The organism is Lignipirellula cremea, assembly GCF_056501455.1.
On sequence record NZ_CM151415.1, the window covers coordinates 657,569 to 673,909 of the forward strand.

Sequence of the window (16,341 nt, forward strand, 5' to 3'; positions counted from 1 at the left end):
CCTTGCAGATGTAATCGCTTCCCCAGACTTGCCTCCAGCGACGAGAACGCATGGCTTCGCGAAACCCCTCGGCTCCTCGTAACAACGATCGCCGGGCATTTCTGAAGACTTCCGCCGCGGTCGCTGCCGCGGGCATGGCCGTTCCCTACTTCTCGACTTCGCTGTCGGCTCAGGAGTCGAATCCCGCCGACAGCGGACGCTTGAAGCTGGGCTGCATCGGCACGGGCAGTCGCTGGGACGGCGTCGGTCCCAACGCGATGGAGTTCGCTGACTGCGTCGCGGTCTGCGACGTCGACAAGAACCACGCCGCCAAAGGCGTGAAGAAGGTCGAAGAGCGTCAGAAGCGGACCCCCGTCGTTCACGAGGACTATCGCAAGCTCCTCGACGACAAGTCCATCGACGTCGTCACGATCGTCACGCCGGACCACTGGCACACGAAGATCGCGATCGAGGCCCTGAAAGCGGGCAAGCACGTCTACTGCGAAAAGCCGCTGACCCTGACCATCGACGAAGGCAAGCTGATCGGCCAGGCCGTCGAAGAGACGGGCAAGACCTTTCAGGTCGGCACTCAGCAGCGCAGCGAAATGGGCGCCCTGTTCCTGAAGGCGGTCGCGCTCGTTCGCGACGGGCGCATCGGCCAGCTTCAGGAAATCGAATGCCGCATCGGCGGCGCTCCCGCGAGCGGTCCGCTCAAGACGGAGCCCGTTCCGCCCGAGCTCAACTGGGATATGTGGCTCGGCCAGGCTCCGATGGTCGACTTCATCCCCCGCCGCTGCCACTACGAATTCCGCTGGTGGTACGAATACTCCGGCGGCAAGATGACCGACTGGGGCGCGCACCACGTCGACATCGCTTCGTGGGCCTCGGGCAAGGACAAGACCGGCCCGGTCAAGGTGACCCCCGTCAGCGCGACGCATCCCGTCCCGCTCGACGAGCGGGGCATGCCGACCCGCGACAACGAATACAACGCCGCGACGAAGTTCAACGTCGCGCTGCAGTTCGCCGACGGGCTGAAGATGATCATCCGCGACGACGAAGAGAACGGCGTGCTCTTCACCGGCACGGAAGGTCGCTTCTTCGTCAACCGCGGCAAGCTCACCGGCAAGCCGGTCGAGGACCTGAAGGAGAAGCCGCTGCCCGAGGATCTGATGACCCAGATCTACGGCGGCGACGACTTCACGAAGGGCAACGCCCACATGCGGAACTTCTTCTCCTCGATCGCGGCGGAGAAGCAACCCGTTTCGGACGTCTTCACCCATCACCGGGCGATGACGAACTGCCACCTGGCTAACATCGCGATCCGCCTGGGCCGGGAGATCCAATGGGATCCCGATACCCAGCAGGTCGTCGGCGACGATCAGGCCCGCGCGATGCAGTCGCGCGAGCCGCGAGCGGGTTACGAAATCGACGCGTAGCGTCTCGGATACAAGTTCTCTCCCACAGACCTTGGAGTGCCCTCTCCCGCCTGCGACAGAGACCGCTAAGGGACGTTCGCGGAACCGCTACCCCCCGCATCCCGAAGCCTTTGCCGCCCGATTGTGTAGCCCTATTCGGCTCTTCTTTTTTCTCGGAAGCAGGTCTGGTTCCCGCCAGACCTGCTTTCATTTTGCGCCGACGGTTCGAAGGCGTTCGCGGCTCAGCGATCGAGCGCTTCGTCGCCGAGTTCGGCGTCTTCTTCGCGGATCACGCCCTCGCCGGCGAAGGAGACGTTCCCCTTGTGGTTCGCCAGCCGATCCTTCGTATCGCCCAGGAGCCGGACGAGTTTCTTGACGCTCGCCTTGAGCGCCTGATCCGCGGTCGCCGCCTGATGAGTCACGCTGACCGGTTGCTGACCGGCGGGTCGGGCCTCGATGACGCAGCGAATGTCGTCGTCAGCCGTCTTGGCGCTGCTGTTCTCGTCGCTGAGTTGCACCTCGACGCGAGTGATCCAGTCGCCGAATCGGCGGAGGCCCTCCTCCACTTCGGTCCGGACCTTCGCGGTCAGCTCTTCGCTGCCCTGGATGTTGTTGTCGGTGTTGACCTGAATCTGCATGGTGACCGCCTGGGTTAAGTTACGCGGGCGCGACCGTTTCAGTCCGCTCGCAAGTTTCGTCGCATCGAGAAGCGACGCGGCGCTGTTCGCTATAACCGCTGCGCCCTCCTGCGAGCGTAACGCAATTAGCGTTCCGTGATTCGGTCGTCGCTCGAAACGCCTCACGAAATCCGGCACGCGGCCCCGCTCTGGTCGTCGCGGACCTGGTTCCACGGCATCCGCGCCAGCAGCAATCCCATGCCGCAGGTGTCGGTCACCCCGGCGAAGACGAGTCCCGCGCCGACGAAACCGGGAAGGATCAGGAACCACGGGCTGACGAAAGCGCCGAGCGCGACGCCGACGACCACGAGCGATCCGGCGGCGATCCGGACCTGGCGTTCGAGCGAGACGGCCTTCCTTCCGCGAACGATCGGCAGGCCCGCCTGCTCGCACGCTTGCGAGCCTCCCTCGACGTCGATCGCGTCGATGCCCGCGACGCGGAGCTTCTCGCACGCCTGCTTGCTCCGTCCGCCCGATCGACAGAGGACGTAGATCGGCCCGCTCCCGGAGGGTTCGCCGAGCGAACCCGGCTTCGATGCTTCGAGGGTCTTCGCGTCCAGGCGGTCGAGCGGCACGTTGACGGCGCCTTCGACGTGGAACTCGCGAAACTCCATCGGCGTCCTCACGTCGATCAATCGGGCGCGGGACTCCGCACGGAGCGCTTCCTGCAGAAGTCGGGGACTGACGGAACGGCTCATCTCGAAACTCCCTGGCGAAAAGCGACGCTCCGAACTATCGAAAGGTCGCGAAATGACGATCTATCGGCGCGAAAAAAAGGAAGAACGACCTACTTCGTGCCGAACCGGCCTTCGACGCAGGCGAGAATCCCGGCCAGTTGCGGCTCGGCGACGGAGTAGAAGACGCTACGTCCGCGCTTTTCCGACGAAAGCAGACCCGCATGCTGCAGGAGCCGGAGGTGCTCCGACGCCATGTTCGACGGGATCGAACACGCCTCCGCCAGTTCGCCCACGGCGAACTCCCCCTGGAGCAGCATCTGGATCATCCGCAACCGGTGCGGATGCGCGAGCAGCCGCAGGCACTCCGCCGCTTCGGCGAGCGCTTCCAGTTCGGTCAATCGCAGGCGTTTGGTTTTCGCGGCCATGCGTCTTAGATTAACTGAAATGTCGAAAGGTTACGACACGTCTGGAGAATCGCCGAAATCTTTCGGCGGCAGGTTCAGATCGAACCAGTACCGCCGCTTCGCTTCGCCGCCGTCGGCGGGACGGTGCAGGGACTCGAAGACTCCGCCGGACTTCTCGATCGTTCGGCGCGAGCCCGCGTTGCTTTCGTTGCAACTGACGAGCGCCCGCCCGACGCCTCGTCGGCGCAGCTCGGCGAGCGACGCTTCGAGCATCCGTGTCGCGATCCCTCGCCTGCGCCAGGCGGGCAGCACGCCGTACCCGACGTGTCCGCCGAACTGTGCGAGAGCTTCGTTCAACCGATGCCGGACGCTCGCCATCGCGACGAGCTCGCCGTCGACGAACCCGCACAGAATCGTCGCCGGCACGCGGCCCTCCTGAACGTCGATGCCAGCCTCCTCCGCCCGCCGGCGATCGATCCACTCGCCGAACGTCTGCCCCGGCGCCGGTCTGGCCCAATGGAACGCCGGCGCCTCGTCCCACGCCGCGACGGCGTCAGCGAACGCCGCTTCGTCCTCGAGTTCCAGGCGACGGATGACGAGGTTCATCGGAGGATCTTCGCGTCGGCTGCGATCGGTCGCATCACGTATGGATGGCGAACGAGCGTCCGGACAATGAAACGAAGCGTCCGGTCGAGGTACGTTTTGGTTCGCCGCTGTCGATCCAGGCGACGCCATCTTCGACCGACTTTTCGTCGTCAGAAAGGAACGGATAGAACACGCAGAGGTTCGGATGTCGATGACGCGACCGCGCCACCAGCCGGCGGGACCGCCCGCCGAGCGAAAGATGGGGCAGATGAAGCAACCGCAGCTCCGCGAGCCCCGGCCAATCCGCCAGCGACGCGATCGGTCTTCCTTCGATCACGAGACCGACGAGCGCCAGGCAACGCAGGTTCGTGGGGCGCCACTTGTCGAGCAGCCGCTCGAGCGCTTCGGACGCGTTGTCCCTCGGAAGCTCGAGGAAGAGCGACTCGATCGGCTTGGCGCCCAGGAACGCCGCCAAAGCCTCGGCCTTCAGATAAGGTCCGGTCGCCAGCGCCCGCACGCCGTCCGTCACGGCGGCGAACTCCTGGGCGCGAACGAGCGACGTGAACGGCGCGAAGCCCTGATTAGGCCCGTGGGCGTAGTCGACGATCCGCTCGATACCTCGCCAGATCGCCCTGCCCCCGCGACGCAGCTCTTCCGGTCCGTGGGCGCTGCCGCTCATCGAAGAGACGCCGCGCAGCGGGATCGAGCGCCGCAGTTCGTCGCCGAACGTTTCCAGCCCCTGCCGGCCGATGGCGACGTTCTCGACGAAGCCGCCGCAGTACCAGTGTCCCGTCGTCGCCTGGCGAACGAGATCGGGGAGGTCCTTCCAACCGGGCGTTTCGCAGACGTTGCAAGTCTCGAAAGCCGCCCTCGCCCGGTCGTCGCGTTCCAGCAGCTTCCGCGCCAGCGGGCGCCACATGCGAAACGCGAAGCCCCAGCCGAGACTTTCGATCGCCTGCTCGATCTCCAGCGACGCGCGGAGCCACTCGCCGCGCGGATCGCCTCGTTCGTCGAGCCAGTCGGCGAAGATTAACCGCGGCGCGCGATCTGCCGGCTGGGCACAGATCGCGTCGACGAACGGCTGCTCGTCGGTCGTCGGCTGCTCGAAGATCGCGTCGGACATGGGGAACTCGCCGTTCCGAAGGCGCCGGTCAATTCGCCGCTCATCTTCGCACAGGGACGTTCGCCGTTCGAGGAAAGCGGCGTTTCAGTCGAACGACTCGCGTCGCTTGCGCGCGGCGAGGCGGTCGATGAGTCGCAGGGCGCGGCGCTCTTCCCGGCGACGTTCGGCTTCGATCGTAATCTGCACGGCCCGCTGTCGATCGCCGCTCTGCCAGGCGCGACGCGCGTGGGGATTCGCGAGATCGACGCCGGGCGGCGGCTTGCGAAGTTCTTCCGCCGCGACTTCCAGCCGCGCGAGCGCAAGCCCGACGGACTGACAGCGCCCGAGATACTCTGCCGCGCGCTGCACGTCTGCCCTGTCGGTCTCGGCGGAGAGATCGCACAGGAAGTCGTAGGCGACGGCGATTTCCGCCGGGCTTGGTTCGTCCCATGCCCCGCCCAGGAACAGGCAGGCGACGGACGCGAAGCCCTGCTCGCTCAGAGCCTTCGCGGCGAAGAGACCCCAGCCGGGAATGGGCGGTCGCGACAACTCGTTCTCCGTACGCTTCGCGACAGGTCCAATGCATCGCTCATTGTTCCGCGAAGCGTGCAATCTGGCGAGCGGAGGTACTCCGCCCTCCGCTCGCCCCGATCGCGCTACGCTCGCGCGGCCATCCGTTCGCGCCGTCGCTTGGCGTCGCGACGCTCTTCGCGGCGCTGGCGAGCGAGCGACTCCTTCATCGCACGGGCCAACTCGCCGCGAAGCTCCGCCCGGCGGACGCGTCGGTTCTTGATGACGATCGTCTCCGGATCCGAGGCCGGAATCACCGGCGCCGCCGCCTCGATGAACGCGAGCCCGAACCCGATCTGCCGACAACGACCGAGGAAGATCGCGGTGCGCTGCACGTCCTCGGAATCGGTCGCGACGTACAGATCGCCGAGGAAGTCGTAGGCGACGGCGATTTCCTCGGCCGGCACATCGTCCCAGGGGTAACCGCGCAGCAGAGCCGCGACGCGCGGGAACCCGTTCGCGTGCAGAGCGTCCGCGGAAAACGTCATCCACGGGTAAGCGTACCCGGCGGCCATGAGAGTTCGATTCGCCTCGCCACGACGATCGTCTTCGCAGCCGCGCGATCGCTACTCGCTCACGGCTCGAAAGAGTTCGTCAGAAGCAGGAGCGACCGGAAGTCGAGACGGTTCGCCTTTAAGCGAAGAAGTCGGCGAGCGGAGGGTGTGAGCCCTCCGTGCTTGCTGCGTCGCGATCCGTTCGGACACGGAGGGCTTACGCCCTCCGCTCGCCTAGTATCGTCCGGCAACGACGTTGCATAGTCGCCGATTCGGCGTTCACTCGCTAGCGGCGGCGTCGCCGGGGCCCGGTTCGGGCACGATCGACATGCCGTCGGAAGCGCGAAGGTTCAGGCGGTAGGAGCGGCCCTCTTCGAGCTTGATGGAGACCGCTTCGCCGTGAGCCGCGCGGATGCCGAGCGCCTCGGCGGCCGCGCGATCGTTGGCGATCTTCCAGAAGTCGTTCCAGATCTTCTGTTCGAACTCGCTCGGGGCTCCCCCTTGAGCGTACTTCGCGGGCAGCGAGTTCGGCTCGTCCAGCACGAAGCCTTCTTCCGGCTTACGTTTCTCGCTGAAGATCCGACGAAAGAGGGCGATCGAAGTCGCACGATCGATGTCGGCTTCCTCGACGTACTTGTCGTCGAACTTCACGACCCAGTAGTCGACGTAGATCTGGTCGCCTTCGATCGGCAGAACCTTCGGGTCGCCGATCTCGTTTCCCTGGTCGTCGAGCTCGACGAATTCGACGGTGGTCGTCAACGCGCCCGCTTCGTCGGTCTCTTTGCCGAGGACTCGCAACCGCGCGATGCGAGAGTCCATTTTGAGCAGGCGCCGAGCGGTCTCGAGCTTCTCGACCTCGACGTTAAGCGATTCGATCTCAGCCTGCTTGGCCTTCAGATCGTTTTCAGCCTTCGCGAGGTTCGCGTGGAGCGTATCGAACGCACGATCGTTCTCGGTGTACTTCGTCCAGCCGAGGAAGCCGGCCACGCCGAGCACTCCGCAGACGGCCAGCGCGAGGACCGTGCGAATGAAGCTGTTGATCGAATTTACGCCGTCCGACATGCGTCCCATGGCGATTCCTTCTCCCTCGTCAGGTTCTCGGCGAGCGAGCGATCGCCGTCGAAAGCCTAGCAGAGGAAGCGGAAACCGCCAAGTTTCGCACGGACTCCGCCGACGTTCGCAGGACGCCCGGGGGCAGTCGCGCGGCAGGCGTCGGTTATAGCGACGATCGGCGGACCTGCCGCGTCTCGGAAATGCCGATCGGGCGTCGAAGGCATATCCCTTCGGCGCCGATCAAGGATCGGCCCTCAGCACGCCGCGCGACGGCGACGCGATTCCTGGCGTTCGCGGAAGATCCGCTGGGCCAGCTCGCGTTGACGCGTATCGCTCAGGCGGTGACGGGTATCGCGTTGTTCGTTATCCCACGTCGAGCGAATGCGCGAGCAGGCTTGGCGGATTTCGTTTTCGGACGGCAGATAGGAGTTCGTCATCGAATCATTCCTTCGGTTCTCAGGCGAGCGAATTCCTCGCGGGCGTTCTTCCCAGACGCGAGGCGCCCCGGCAGGACCTTCCTGCAACGCACTCCCTCTGAAGCGAATGGCGTGCCATTTCATCCTTCACCACCGCGAATTAATCAATCGCAAGATGCTCGAAGCCATCTGACCGGCACGAATAGCTCGTCTTCCTTCGTTTTCGCCCGCATTTTCGCGATTCGAAGGCCTGCGGAACGTCGGCGCCAGCGCAACCGATACTGCGACAGGTCGTCTCGTAACGAGACGGAATCCGCGGGGAGAGAGAGAAGCTCCGCGAGCTACGGCATTTCGCTGCAAGGCGACTCGAAATACAGCGCGGTCACGAAACGGCCTGCCATCAGATTTATCCGCATTCATGGATGTAATCACGAGCGAGAGCCGCTTGGGGCGATCCCTGTGAGCGTTCGATCGAACGAAAAGAGCCTCGCTCGCGAGTGCGAACGAGGCTCTGGATCGGGAGGTTCGGGACTCGACGGACCGGTCGCCTTAGCGGCGCCGGCGGTTCTTCGGCTTGTCCCGCGCCCGCGTCGGTTCGAGCTCGGGCGAGATCTGAATGTCGTAGTACGCGTAGAGCGTCGAGTAGTACAGGTAGAGCGCCGCGGCGCCGGTGATTTCGTCGCCGGTCGCAGAGTACGAGTAGTACGCGTACGACGTGGCGTAGTACGTGTAGACGAGCTGCCCGTACTTCACCTCCGAGTAAGCCGCGAAGGCCTGGCCCGGCGAAACATCCTGATTCCAGTAGACCACCGTGCCGGCGAGCAGAGCGTAGTAGTACGCCTGCTGAGCCTGGTTGTAGGCGTCGGTGGAGAGGCTCGACTTGGGTCCGTAGTAAAGATCCAGGAAGGCGTAGTAGAACCCGTTCCCGAGCAGGTTCGTCGCCTCGGCGCCCAGTTCGCGGAAGTCGCGACCTGCCTCGCGGTCGGGACGGTTGCCTCCGCCCGGCGGCGGCGGCGGCTGGGAGGGCGGCGGAACCGCGTTCAGCGTCCTCAGGAGGTTCAGCCTTCCGCCGGTCGAGCAGAAGCCGTCGAGGCTCGCGACGGGATCGACGTGGTCTTCGATCAGGCGCTTCACGCGGTCGTAGTTGAGATCCGGATTGATCGCGTAAATGAGCGCCGCCGCTCCGGCGACGAGCGCCGCCGAGCCGTGGGTTCCGTCCTCGCTGCGGTAGGCGTCGTCGACCGTGTCGTCGATGTCGCAGCCCCAGATCCCTTCGCCCGGCGCGCCGAGGTGGACCGCGTCGGGTCCGTAGTTCGACGTCGGCAGCCGGTCGTCGGCCGTGGCGCCGGCGCCCTCGATCGTCGCCAGGACGGTGATCTGGTTTTCGAGGTCGTAGTTGGGCGGATAGTAGTCGGAGGCCGCGAGTTCGACGTTGCTGTCGAAGTCGCCCGCGGCGCAGACGACCAGGATCTCCTCGTCGAGCGTCGCGTCCATCGCGTTGGACAGGATCAGCGTGTCGAAACCGATCACCCAGGGGATGAGGATGACGTCCGCTTCTTCTTCGATGGCGTAGTCGATCGCTTCGGCGACGTCGAGCAGGTTCCCGAACACGGGCGAGCGTTCGTCGAAGACGCGGAGGTTCATCAACTGGATGTCCCAGCAGATGCCCGCGATCCCTTCGTCGTTGTTCGCTTCGGCGCCGACGACGCCCGCGACGAACGTTCCGCGATCGCCGGCCAGGCCGTTGCGCTGCGGTTCCGGATCGTCGTAAGGCGAGGGATCGTTGTCGTTCTCGAAGAAGTCCCAGCCGTTCGTGTCGTCGACGTAGCCGTTGTTATCGTCGTCGTCGCCGTCTCCGGCGTCGAGGTTGTCCTCGTCCTCGTTCTCCCACATGCGATTTTCGAGATCGAGGTGTTCGTACAGGATGCCGTCGTCGATGACGGCGATCGCGACGTTCTGGGCCCGGCTCTGAACGTCCCAGGCCTCGGGCGCTTCGATCCGATCGTAGTACCACGACTGATCCGCCTGGTACTGGGGATCGCTCGGGATCGCCTCCAGACCGCGCGTCGCGTGGAGGCTCCTGCGATTCGTGCGGGTCTCGCCCCGAACGGGCCGGAACAGGTAGTTCGGCTCGACGCCCGCGACGCCCTCCACCTTTGCCGCGGCGGCCGCGGCGGCCGCGCCTGCCTCGGGCGGCGTCTTCAGCTTCAGCAGACGCACGTGCCGGCAGGCGGTCGTCGGATAGCCGGTGGCCCGTTCGACCGCAGCGCGGACTCTTTTCACGTCGGCGTTCTTCTTGACCGCGACGGCGTACTCGCCCGGCACGGCCGGACGATCGACGGCTTCGACGGCTGCAGCCGCCGCATCAGCGTTATTGACCGGAGCGTCGGCGGCCTCGACCTCGGGGACCGTTAAAAAGAGCGACGTCGCGAGGCAACACGCCGCCAGGACCGACGTCGCCGCCCCCCACGTGGCGCGTCGCGCGACGGCCGTAAGGGAAGTCGTTTTCATTCCAGGAATCCTGCGTCGAAAGACGGGAGAAGATGACGCCCGCGATGGCGGGTAGTAACGCCCGCTATAGCGGGAAAGATTGGGCGGGAGACTCTGAGCGGCGACGTCCGGACGGCGAGCGCCGTCGATCGCATCGAGAAAAACCGACCTATCGAATCGAGCTTCCGTTATAGTTCGCGCGTCGCGTTTCCGCCACGGAAAATCGTCACCATCGAAATAGACGGCCGTCGTTCGGCGTTCCGCCGACACGCTAGTCCGTCTACCTTTCCGTCAGATCCGCCGCGGCATAGGCCGTGCCGTAGGCCGCGTAGCCGTAGGCTGACAGCAGGCTCTCGTCGCCTGTCTCGGCATAAGCGCGGAGCAGCGCGTTCGCCGCCGCTCCGCCGTACGCAGCTTGCGCGGCGCGCAACTCGGCGTAGAAGACCTCGCTCTCCGCTGACGCCTGACTCGCCTCTTCCGGCGCCGCGAACGCGAGCGCGGCGTCGCCGTACGCGGTCGCGGCCTTCGCGCAGGCGAGACCGGAGAGCGCCGCTGCGCTCGATCCCTTCGCGGCGGCGGCCTTCTCCGCCTGCTGAGCCGCGGCGGCGAAAGAGCGGTCGGCATCGCTTCCGCGAGGTCGTCGCTTCTTCAATTTCACGGTCACCTTGACGATGTCGGAATGCTTCGCCCCGGCTGCGTCGGTGACGGTCAGCATCACCGTGGTCGTTCCGACGGGAAAGCGACCTGCCGGCTTCGCCCCCTTACCGGGCGCCAGGCGGACGCCCTTCGACGCCTTCCACGCGTACTTCAGCGCGTGCTTGTCCGGATCGGACGAGCGGCTGCCGTCGAGCCGCCGGCGGACGCCGCTCTTCGAAGTCGTGGCGATCGTGATGTTCTTGCCGGCGAAAGCTCGGGGCTTGCGATTGACGACCGTGACGGACTGCACCCACTGGGACGCGTTGCCGAACGAGTCGGTCGCGGTCCACAAGACGCGATGCTCCCCGATGCCGAACTGCGTCCCTGCGCCCGTGCCGATCGTGACGCTTCCGGGCACGTTGTCGGTGACCAGGGGCGGCGTCAGCGTTCGCGTCGCGAATGTCTTCCCTGGATCGCAGAACGCGACGATCGCTGCCGAGGGAACGATCGCCGGCTTTTCCTGGTCGATGACGACGACCCGCTGGGGAGCAGCCGCTTGATTGCCCGCTTCGTCCGTCGCGGTCCAGACGACGGTCGACTCGCCGAGGGGAAACTGGGACGGCGCGTCGCTGGTCAAGGTCACGGGATGCCCGCTGCCGTCCTGCGCCGTCGGCACGGGCAGGCGAGCCTGCGACGCGTAGGCCTTGCCCGGGTCGGTCGTCAATACCGCGTCTGACGCGACGACGATCGTCGGAACGGCCGTATCCTGCACCGTCACGGTCGTGCCGGCGGTCCCCATCGCGAAGCCGTCGCTCGCTTCGACGACGACCGAGTGAACTCCGTGAGCGTAGTCCGCTCCGAACGTCACCGTCGCGCCGGACGGAACGGCGGTCTGGGTCTTCTTCACGACTCCGCCGACCTTCCAGGTCACCGTAAGCGGATCGGCGTCGGCGTCGGCGACGACCGTCGACAACTCGACGAAGTGATCGCCTTCGACGCATTCGATCGTTCGCGGAGCGAGAGCCGCGACCGTCGGCTTCACGTTGGAACGAACGTAGATCGTGAAGTTGCGGCTCACTACGACGCCGAAGCTGTCGCGATAGGAGATCGTGATCGGACGCCACGTACCGACGTCGGCCGCAGACGGCGTCCATTCGAACGTCGCCAGGAAGGGCGCCGCCGCCGTACCCGGACCCTTCGTGCCCGCAGGGGGCGTCATGATCGCACCAGGAGGCAGGCCGCTGACTTCGAGCGTCAATTCCTCGTCATCGTCCGCGTCCTGACCGCGGAAGGTCGCCAGAAACGTCGAGTCCGCCGCGGCGATCGGCATCGATCCTTCGGCGATCTGACTCTGGATCGTCGGCGCCGTGTTGAGTCTCGGCAGAGCGACTCTGAAGGGAGCCGCACGCACGGGTCCGGGCGGCGTCGGCCAGTAGGTGCCGACGCCGGTGAAAACTGTGCCGTCGGCCGAACAGGAATGAATTTCGTTGAGTTGGATCCAACCCAGGGCATCCAGATCGATTCCGTAATCGTCGATCAGCATGTCCGGCAGAGACCGCGGCTGGCCGTCGATCCAGATGCACGCATCTCCTTCGGGAGACATGACGTTGGCCATCCCGACGATGATACGACCGTCGTCTGAAATGTCGTAGGCGCGTGTGAGGCCGGGGACGGGGTTCGGGAGTTCTTGCATACCGCCCGCCCGTGTCCAGCGAAAAGCTCGTTGACCGGAGGCGGTCTGCGAATAGCCGACGACGATCTCGCCGTCCGCGCTGACTGCGTGAGCTTCGCTGGTGCCCGGCGACCCGCCGAGGAAGCCAAGGTTCTCCATCGCGCCGTTCTCCCAGCGAAACGCGCGCATGAAGAACGAATCCGGCGTCGACGACTGGCCTACGATGACGCTGCCGTCGGGCGTGACCCCGTAGGCTGCGCTCATGCCGCTGGGAGTGTTCCCGACTGTGCCGAGACTATGAATGCCGGCCGAGTCCCAGTAGCAGGCATGTTCGAAAACGCCGTTCGTCGGAATAGCCGAACCCGCCACGATCTCGCCGTCGTCCGAGATCGCGAAAGCGGAACTCGACTTATCGGCGCCCGGGAAGATCGGAAGCGCTTGCAGCCCTGCCGAAGCAGTCCAGCGAAACGCGCGACTGAGATGGATCGTCTGCGAGAGTCCGACGACGATGCTGCCGTCTCCCGAGACGCCGTGCGCTTCGCTTCGGAAGTCATATCCAGGCAGCGGTCCCAGGTTCTGATAGGCGCCCGCGTTCCACCGCGAAGCGAACCAGGCGCTCGACCCGGAATAGCCGACGACGGTCTTTCCGTCGCCCGAGACGCCTCGACCTTGTGCTTCGGTATGGTCCGCGGGGCTCGGCAGGCGTTCGATCGTCGCCGTCGTTTGCCCCCACGCCGCAGCGGGAGTGGAACTGATCGCCAGAACCGCGAACGCGAGGAGCACGTAGGGCCGGAACATGGGCGACCTGTCTGAAGCGGCTGGCGGAGGGAGAAGGAAGAGTGGCCGCGCGCGAATAGGGGGATCCTGCCCGAACGCCTTATCGGCGCTCGCGAGATCCATCGAAGCGTACCGGCGCCGATTGATCGACGCCGGTCTGCGGATGCGTTTCTCTGCTGCAAGCAGGCCGGGACCTGACGGCCCCGGCCTTGAAGGAATCGCTAGGGGCTGCGAGTACGACCTACCGCTCTGTCAGATCCGCGGCGGCGTAGGCCGTTCCATAGATGGCGTAGCCGTACGCGGCGAACAGGGTTTCGTCGCCCGATTCCGAGTAGGCCGCCAGGAGGGCTCGGGTCGCCGCTTCGCCGTAGGCGGCTTGCGCGGCGCGGAGCGTCGCGTAGGAAAGCTCGGCGTCGTCGATCGACTCCCCTTCCTCCCACCGAACGGCGGCGCCCGCGGCGTCGCCGTATGCCGACGCCGCCTGGGCGTAGGCGAGACCCGCGATCGCGGCTTCGCTTCCTGCGCCGGAGGCGAAGCTGCTGCCGGCCTGCTGCGCCGCGAGCTCGAAGGACCGGTTAGCGTCGGATCCCTGCGAGCGAGGTCGTCCGTTCTCCAGTTTCACGGTTACCCGCACGAGGTCGGAATGCCGGGCGCCGACGGCGTCGATCACGATCAGCCGCGCGACCGTCGTGCCGATCGGGAAGAGGCCGGAAGCCTTCGGGCGCTTGTTCGGGGCCAGCCGCACGCCCTTCGCACTCCAAGAGTACTTGAGTCGGTGCTTGTCCGGGTCGGAGGACCGGCTTCCGTTCAGCGTGACCTGTGCGCCCTTCTCCGACGACGTCGTGACGGTGATGTCGCGACCGGCCCGCGCCTTCGGCTTGCGGTTGACGACGGTCACCTTCTGCTTCCGCGTCGCTTGATTTCCGGAAGCGTCCGTCGCGGTCCAGACGACCGTCGTCGTGCCGAGCGGGAAGACCTTTCGACCGCTCTTCGATACGGTCGTCCCCGGTGCGTTGTCCGAGACTCTCGGCGGGGAAAGATCGATCGTCGCGTACTTCTTCCCCGGATCGCAGAACGATTTCACGTTCGCGATCGGCACGATGACCGGCGCCTCCTGATCGACGACGATCACCTTCTGCGTCGCGCTGGCGGCGTTGCCGGTTTCGTCGGTGGCCGTCCACGTGACCGTCGTCTGTCCGATGAAGTAGAGCGTCGGCGCGTCGTTCGTCAGCGTCACGGGATGGCCGCTGGCGTCCGATACCGTCGGCGCCGGCAGGACCACGCCCGAGGCGAACGCCTTGCCCGCGTCCGTCGGAACGGTCACGTCGGCCGCGACGATGACCGTCGGCGCGATCGTATCCTGCACGGTCACCGTCGCCCCGGTGGAGGCCGAGGCGCTGCCGTCGGAGACGGTCGCTTCCACTGCGTTCGCGCCGTGGGGATAGTCGAACAGGAACGAGACCGCGCTCCCGGAGGCGACGGCGCTTTGCGTATGTCGCAGCGTGCCGCCCACCTTCCAGGTCACCGTCAGCGGATCGCCGTCAGGATCCTGCACGGTCGTCGCGAGCGTGACCAGATGCTGACCGTTCACGCACTCGATCGTCTGCGACGCGATCGGCGCGATCGTCGGCGGCTGGTTCGGATCGACTTCGGCGGTGAGCGAGAAGGAGAACTGCGCGATCGCGTCGAACTTATCGCGAAAGCGAATCGTCAACGGATAGGTGACGCCGACGTCGCCCGCCGTCGGGGTCCAACTCAGCGTCGTCAGGAAGGGACTGGACTGCTCCGTCCCTTGAATCGGATTCAGCGACGCGCCCGGCGGCAGGCCGTCGACCTCCAGCGTCAGGTCGTCGCCGTCAGGGTCGATGCCGGTGAAGGGGGCGGCGAACGTATTCCCCACCTGCGCGGTCTGCAACTGGTTCGCCGGGAGAGGGGTATCGATCGAGGGAGCGTCATTCGTCTCCTGCTCGATCAGTTCCAGCGCGTCGAGTGCGTTGACCAGCCGGAACGCCAGTCCCGTGTGCGTGACGTTGTCGTCCTCGTCGTCGCCGTCGACGATCCCTTCCGCCGACTGGCTCATCCAGGTCTCGATCTGGTTGACCGTCGGCATCGATCCGGTCCGCTTCTTGTAATAGTCCTGCATCAGCAGCGCGACGCCGGCGAGAACGGGCGAGGCCTGACTCGTGCCGTGCATCGTGGAAGACGCCGTGTTCGATGTCCATCCAGAGGAGGTGAGCGCGGCGCCTGGAGCGAACATGTCGGTCTGAAAGACCGAGGAAACGTTCGAGTGCAATCGCTGAGAGAACGGCGTGATCCGCCGGGGCCCGGTCGTGAACGCGGACGCGCCGCTGCCGTAGTTGACCGGGCCGATGTTGGCGTCGTAGACCGCGCCGACGCTCGTCGTCCCGGAGCAGATGCCGGGGAAGCCCATCCCCTGCACGCTGCCGAAGTTGAAGAAGGAATTCCCCGCCGAGACGCAGACCACGACGCCTGCGGCGCGAAGCTGGTCGATCACCGCCTGAATCTGGAGGAACTCAGTGAACGTAGGAACGCTGGTATGGTTGCCGCTGTCGCCCAGCGACATGTTCACGACGGTGATATTGTACGTGGCGCGGTTGTCGCGTGCGTAGATCAGCGCGTTCAGCAGCCAGGACCAGGCTCCGCCGCCCGAGTTCGGGAGAACCTTCATCGCGAAGACGTTCGCCCCCGGCGCGATGCCCGTATGGATGGCGCCGTTGGCCATCGTGATCCCGGCGACGTTCGTTCCGTGACCCTGGCCATCGGTGAAGATCAAGGGATCGCCGCCGTAATCCGACGTGAAGTTCCTCCCACCGACCAGGCGACCCTGCTGGAAGTCCACGTGCGTCGGGTTAATGCCTGTATCGAGCACGCAGACGGTGAGGCCCGCGCCGTTGACGCCGTAGGTCGACCGTGCCAGGGGCGCGTCGATCAGGCCGCCCGACTCGACGAGCTGACCTCGAAAGTCGCCCCGCTCGAAGCTGATGACTTCGCCCGGCGGAGCGATCGGCGGCGGCTCCTGCGACCAGCCGCTGGTCGCAGTCAGGCTCGCGGCGAACAGGGCCCAAGTGCCGATAAGGAAGAGCCGGGCGCCGGTGGGAACATAAGGAGTGCGTGGCATGGAGGCGGGCCCTCGAATCGAGGGGAGAGAAGGAGAGACCGCTCCCGGTCGAGACGCCCGCGTCCTTGCGAGAAGAAGGAAGAGAAAAGTCGCCGTCTGGGCCCTGCCCTTTCGCAGCTCGCCCCAGACGTCGTACGCCCCATTGAAACGCCCCGCACGTCAGGGATCAACTGTCGTGGATCGGTTTTCTCCGGCTTTTCATCGGCGGACGGCGCCGGAACGACTCGTAGCTTCGGCGCCAATGCGAGAGAGGCC

At 65.7% G+C, this 16,341-nt stretch carries 13 protein-coding genes; 1 reads left to right on the top strand and 12 read right to left on the bottom strand.

The window, feature by feature from the left end:
* Nucleotides 1-50 precede the first annotated feature (50 nt).
* The gene (locus tag SH602x_RS02650) at nt 51-1,415 is read left to right on the top strand and encodes a Gfo/Idh/MocA family protein (protein WP_479475326.1); all 1,365 of its coding nucleotides are present in this window, start codon (nt 51-53) and stop codon (nt 1,413-1,415) included.
* A 221-nt stretch (nt 1,416-1,636) separates the two neighbouring features.
* Here SH602x_RS02650 and SH602x_RS02655 read toward each other — a convergent pair whose 3' ends face one another.
* From SH602x_RS02655 to SH602x_RS02710, 12 genes are all read right to left on the bottom strand, one after another.
* A complete protein-coding gene (locus tag SH602x_RS02655) occupies nt 1,637-2,032 on the bottom strand; it encodes an HPF/RaiA family ribosome-associated protein (RefSeq protein ID WP_479475327.1) in 396 nt (131 codons plus the stop codon).
* A gap of 161 nt (nt 2,033-2,193) precedes the next feature.
* On the bottom strand, nt 2,194-2,769 hold the full coding sequence (locus tag SH602x_RS02660; protein WP_479475328.1) for a rhodanese-like domain-containing protein: 576 nt from the start codon (nt 2,767-2,769) through the stop codon (nt 2,194-2,196).
* 89 nt (nt 2,770-2,858) lie between these two features.
* A complete protein-coding gene (locus SH602x_RS02665) occupies nt 2,859-3,173 on the bottom strand; it encodes an ArsR/SmtB family transcription factor (protein ID WP_479475329.1) in 315 nt (104 codons plus the stop codon).
* Nucleotides 3,174-3,203: 30 nt separating this feature from the next.
* Nucleotides 3,204-3,758, bottom strand: a complete 555-nt coding sequence (locus SH602x_RS02670) for a GNAT family N-acetyltransferase (RefSeq protein WP_479475330.1) — start codon at nt 3,756-3,758, stop codon at nt 3,204-3,206.
* Between the two features lie 34 nt (nt 3,759-3,792).
* Nucleotides 3,793-4,860, bottom strand: a complete 1,068-nt coding sequence (locus SH602x_RS02675; protein ID WP_479475331.1) for a TIGR02996 domain-containing protein — start codon at nt 4,858-4,860, stop codon at nt 3,793-3,795.
* Between the two features lie 84 nt (nt 4,861-4,944).
* Entirely contained in the window at nt 4,945-5,388 is a 444-nt protein-coding gene (locus SH602x_RS02680) for a hypothetical protein (RefSeq protein WP_479475332.1), read from the bottom strand.
* 107 nt (nt 5,389-5,495) lie between these two features.
* Nucleotides 5,496-5,924 carry a hypothetical protein gene (locus SH602x_RS02685; RefSeq protein WP_479475333.1) on the bottom strand — a complete coding sequence of 143 codons (429 nt, stop codon included), beginning with the start codon at nt 5,922-5,924 and terminating at the stop codon, nt 5,496-5,498.
* Nucleotides 5,925-6,182: 258 nt separating this feature from the next.
* On the bottom strand, nt 6,183-6,974 hold the full coding sequence (locus SH602x_RS02690) for an aldose epimerase family protein (RefSeq protein WP_479475334.1): 792 nt from the start codon (nt 6,972-6,974) through the stop codon (nt 6,183-6,185).
* A gap of 236 nt (nt 6,975-7,210) precedes the next feature.
* Nucleotides 7,211-7,393: a hypothetical protein gene (locus SH602x_RS02695; protein WP_479470000.1), complete on the bottom strand. Its 183-nt coding sequence runs from the start codon at nt 7,391-7,393 to the stop codon at nt 7,211-7,213.
* A gap of 528 nt (nt 7,394-7,921) precedes the next feature.
* Nucleotides 7,922-9,883 (bottom strand): S8 family serine peptidase, encoded by a 1,962-nt coding sequence (locus SH602x_RS02700; protein ID WP_479475335.1) that lies wholly within the window; start codon nt 9,881-9,883, stop codon nt 7,922-7,924.
* A 259-nt stretch (nt 9,884-10,142) separates the two neighbouring features.
* Complete coding sequence (locus SH602x_RS02705; protein WP_479475336.1) at nt 10,143-12,968, bottom strand: HYR domain-containing protein; 2,826 nt, start codon at nt 12,966-12,968, stop codon at nt 10,143-10,145.
* Between the two features lie 220 nt (nt 12,969-13,188).
* The gene (locus tag SH602x_RS02710; RefSeq protein ID WP_479475337.1) at nt 13,189-16,086 is read right to left on the bottom strand and encodes a S8 family peptidase; all 2,898 of its coding nucleotides are present in this window, start codon (nt 16,084-16,086) and stop codon (nt 13,189-13,191) included.
* Between the last annotated feature and the right edge of the window lie 255 nt (nt 16,087-16,341).

What these genes read in the sequence shown, in the direction of transcription:
- SH602x_RS02695 (WP_479470000.1), bottom strand. Translation starts at nt 7,393, where the DNA reads ATGACGAACTCCTATCTGCCGTCCGAAAACGAAATCCGCCAAGCCTGC.
- SH602x_RS02670 (WP_479475330.1), bottom strand. Translation starts at nt 3,758, where the DNA reads ATGAACCTCGTCATCCGTCGCCTGGAACTCGAGGACGAAGCGGCGTTC.
- SH602x_RS02690 (WP_479475334.1), bottom strand. Translation starts at nt 6,974, where the DNA reads ATGGGACGCATGTCGGACGGCGTAAATTCGATCAACAGCTTCATTCGC.
- SH602x_RS02655 (WP_479475327.1), bottom strand. Translation starts at nt 2,032, where the DNA reads ATGCAGATTCAGGTCAACACCGACAACAACATCCAGGGCAGCGAAGAG.
- SH602x_RS02665 (WP_479475329.1), bottom strand. Translation starts at nt 3,173, where the DNA reads ATGGCCGCGAAAACCAAACGCCTGCGATTGACCGAACTGGAAGCGCTC.
- SH602x_RS02685 (WP_479475333.1), bottom strand. Translation starts at nt 5,924, where the DNA reads ATGGCCGCCGGGTACGCTTACCCGTGGATGACGTTTTCCGCGGACGCT.
- SH602x_RS02660 (WP_479475328.1), bottom strand. Translation starts at nt 2,769, where the DNA reads ATGAGCCGTTCCGTCAGTCCCCGACTTCTGCAGGAAGCGCTCCGTGCG.
- SH602x_RS02675 (WP_479475331.1), bottom strand. Translation starts at nt 4,860, where the DNA reads ATGTCCGACGCGATCTTCGAGCAGCCGACGACCGACGAGCAGCCGTTC.
- SH602x_RS02650 (WP_479475326.1), top strand. Translation starts at nt 51, where the DNA reads ATGGCTTCGCGAAACCCCTCGGCTCCTCGTAACAACGATCGCCGGGCA.
- SH602x_RS02710 (WP_479475337.1), bottom strand. Translation starts at nt 16,086, where the DNA reads ATGCCACGCACTCCTTATGTTCCCACCGGCGCCCGGCTCTTCCTTATC.
- SH602x_RS02705 (WP_479475336.1), bottom strand. Translation starts at nt 12,968, where the DNA reads ATGTTCCGGCCCTACGTGCTCCTCGCGTTCGCGGTTCTGGCGATCAGT.
- SH602x_RS02700 (WP_479475335.1), bottom strand. Translation starts at nt 9,883, where the DNA reads ATGAAAACGACTTCCCTTACGGCCGTCGCGCGACGCGCCACGTGGGGG.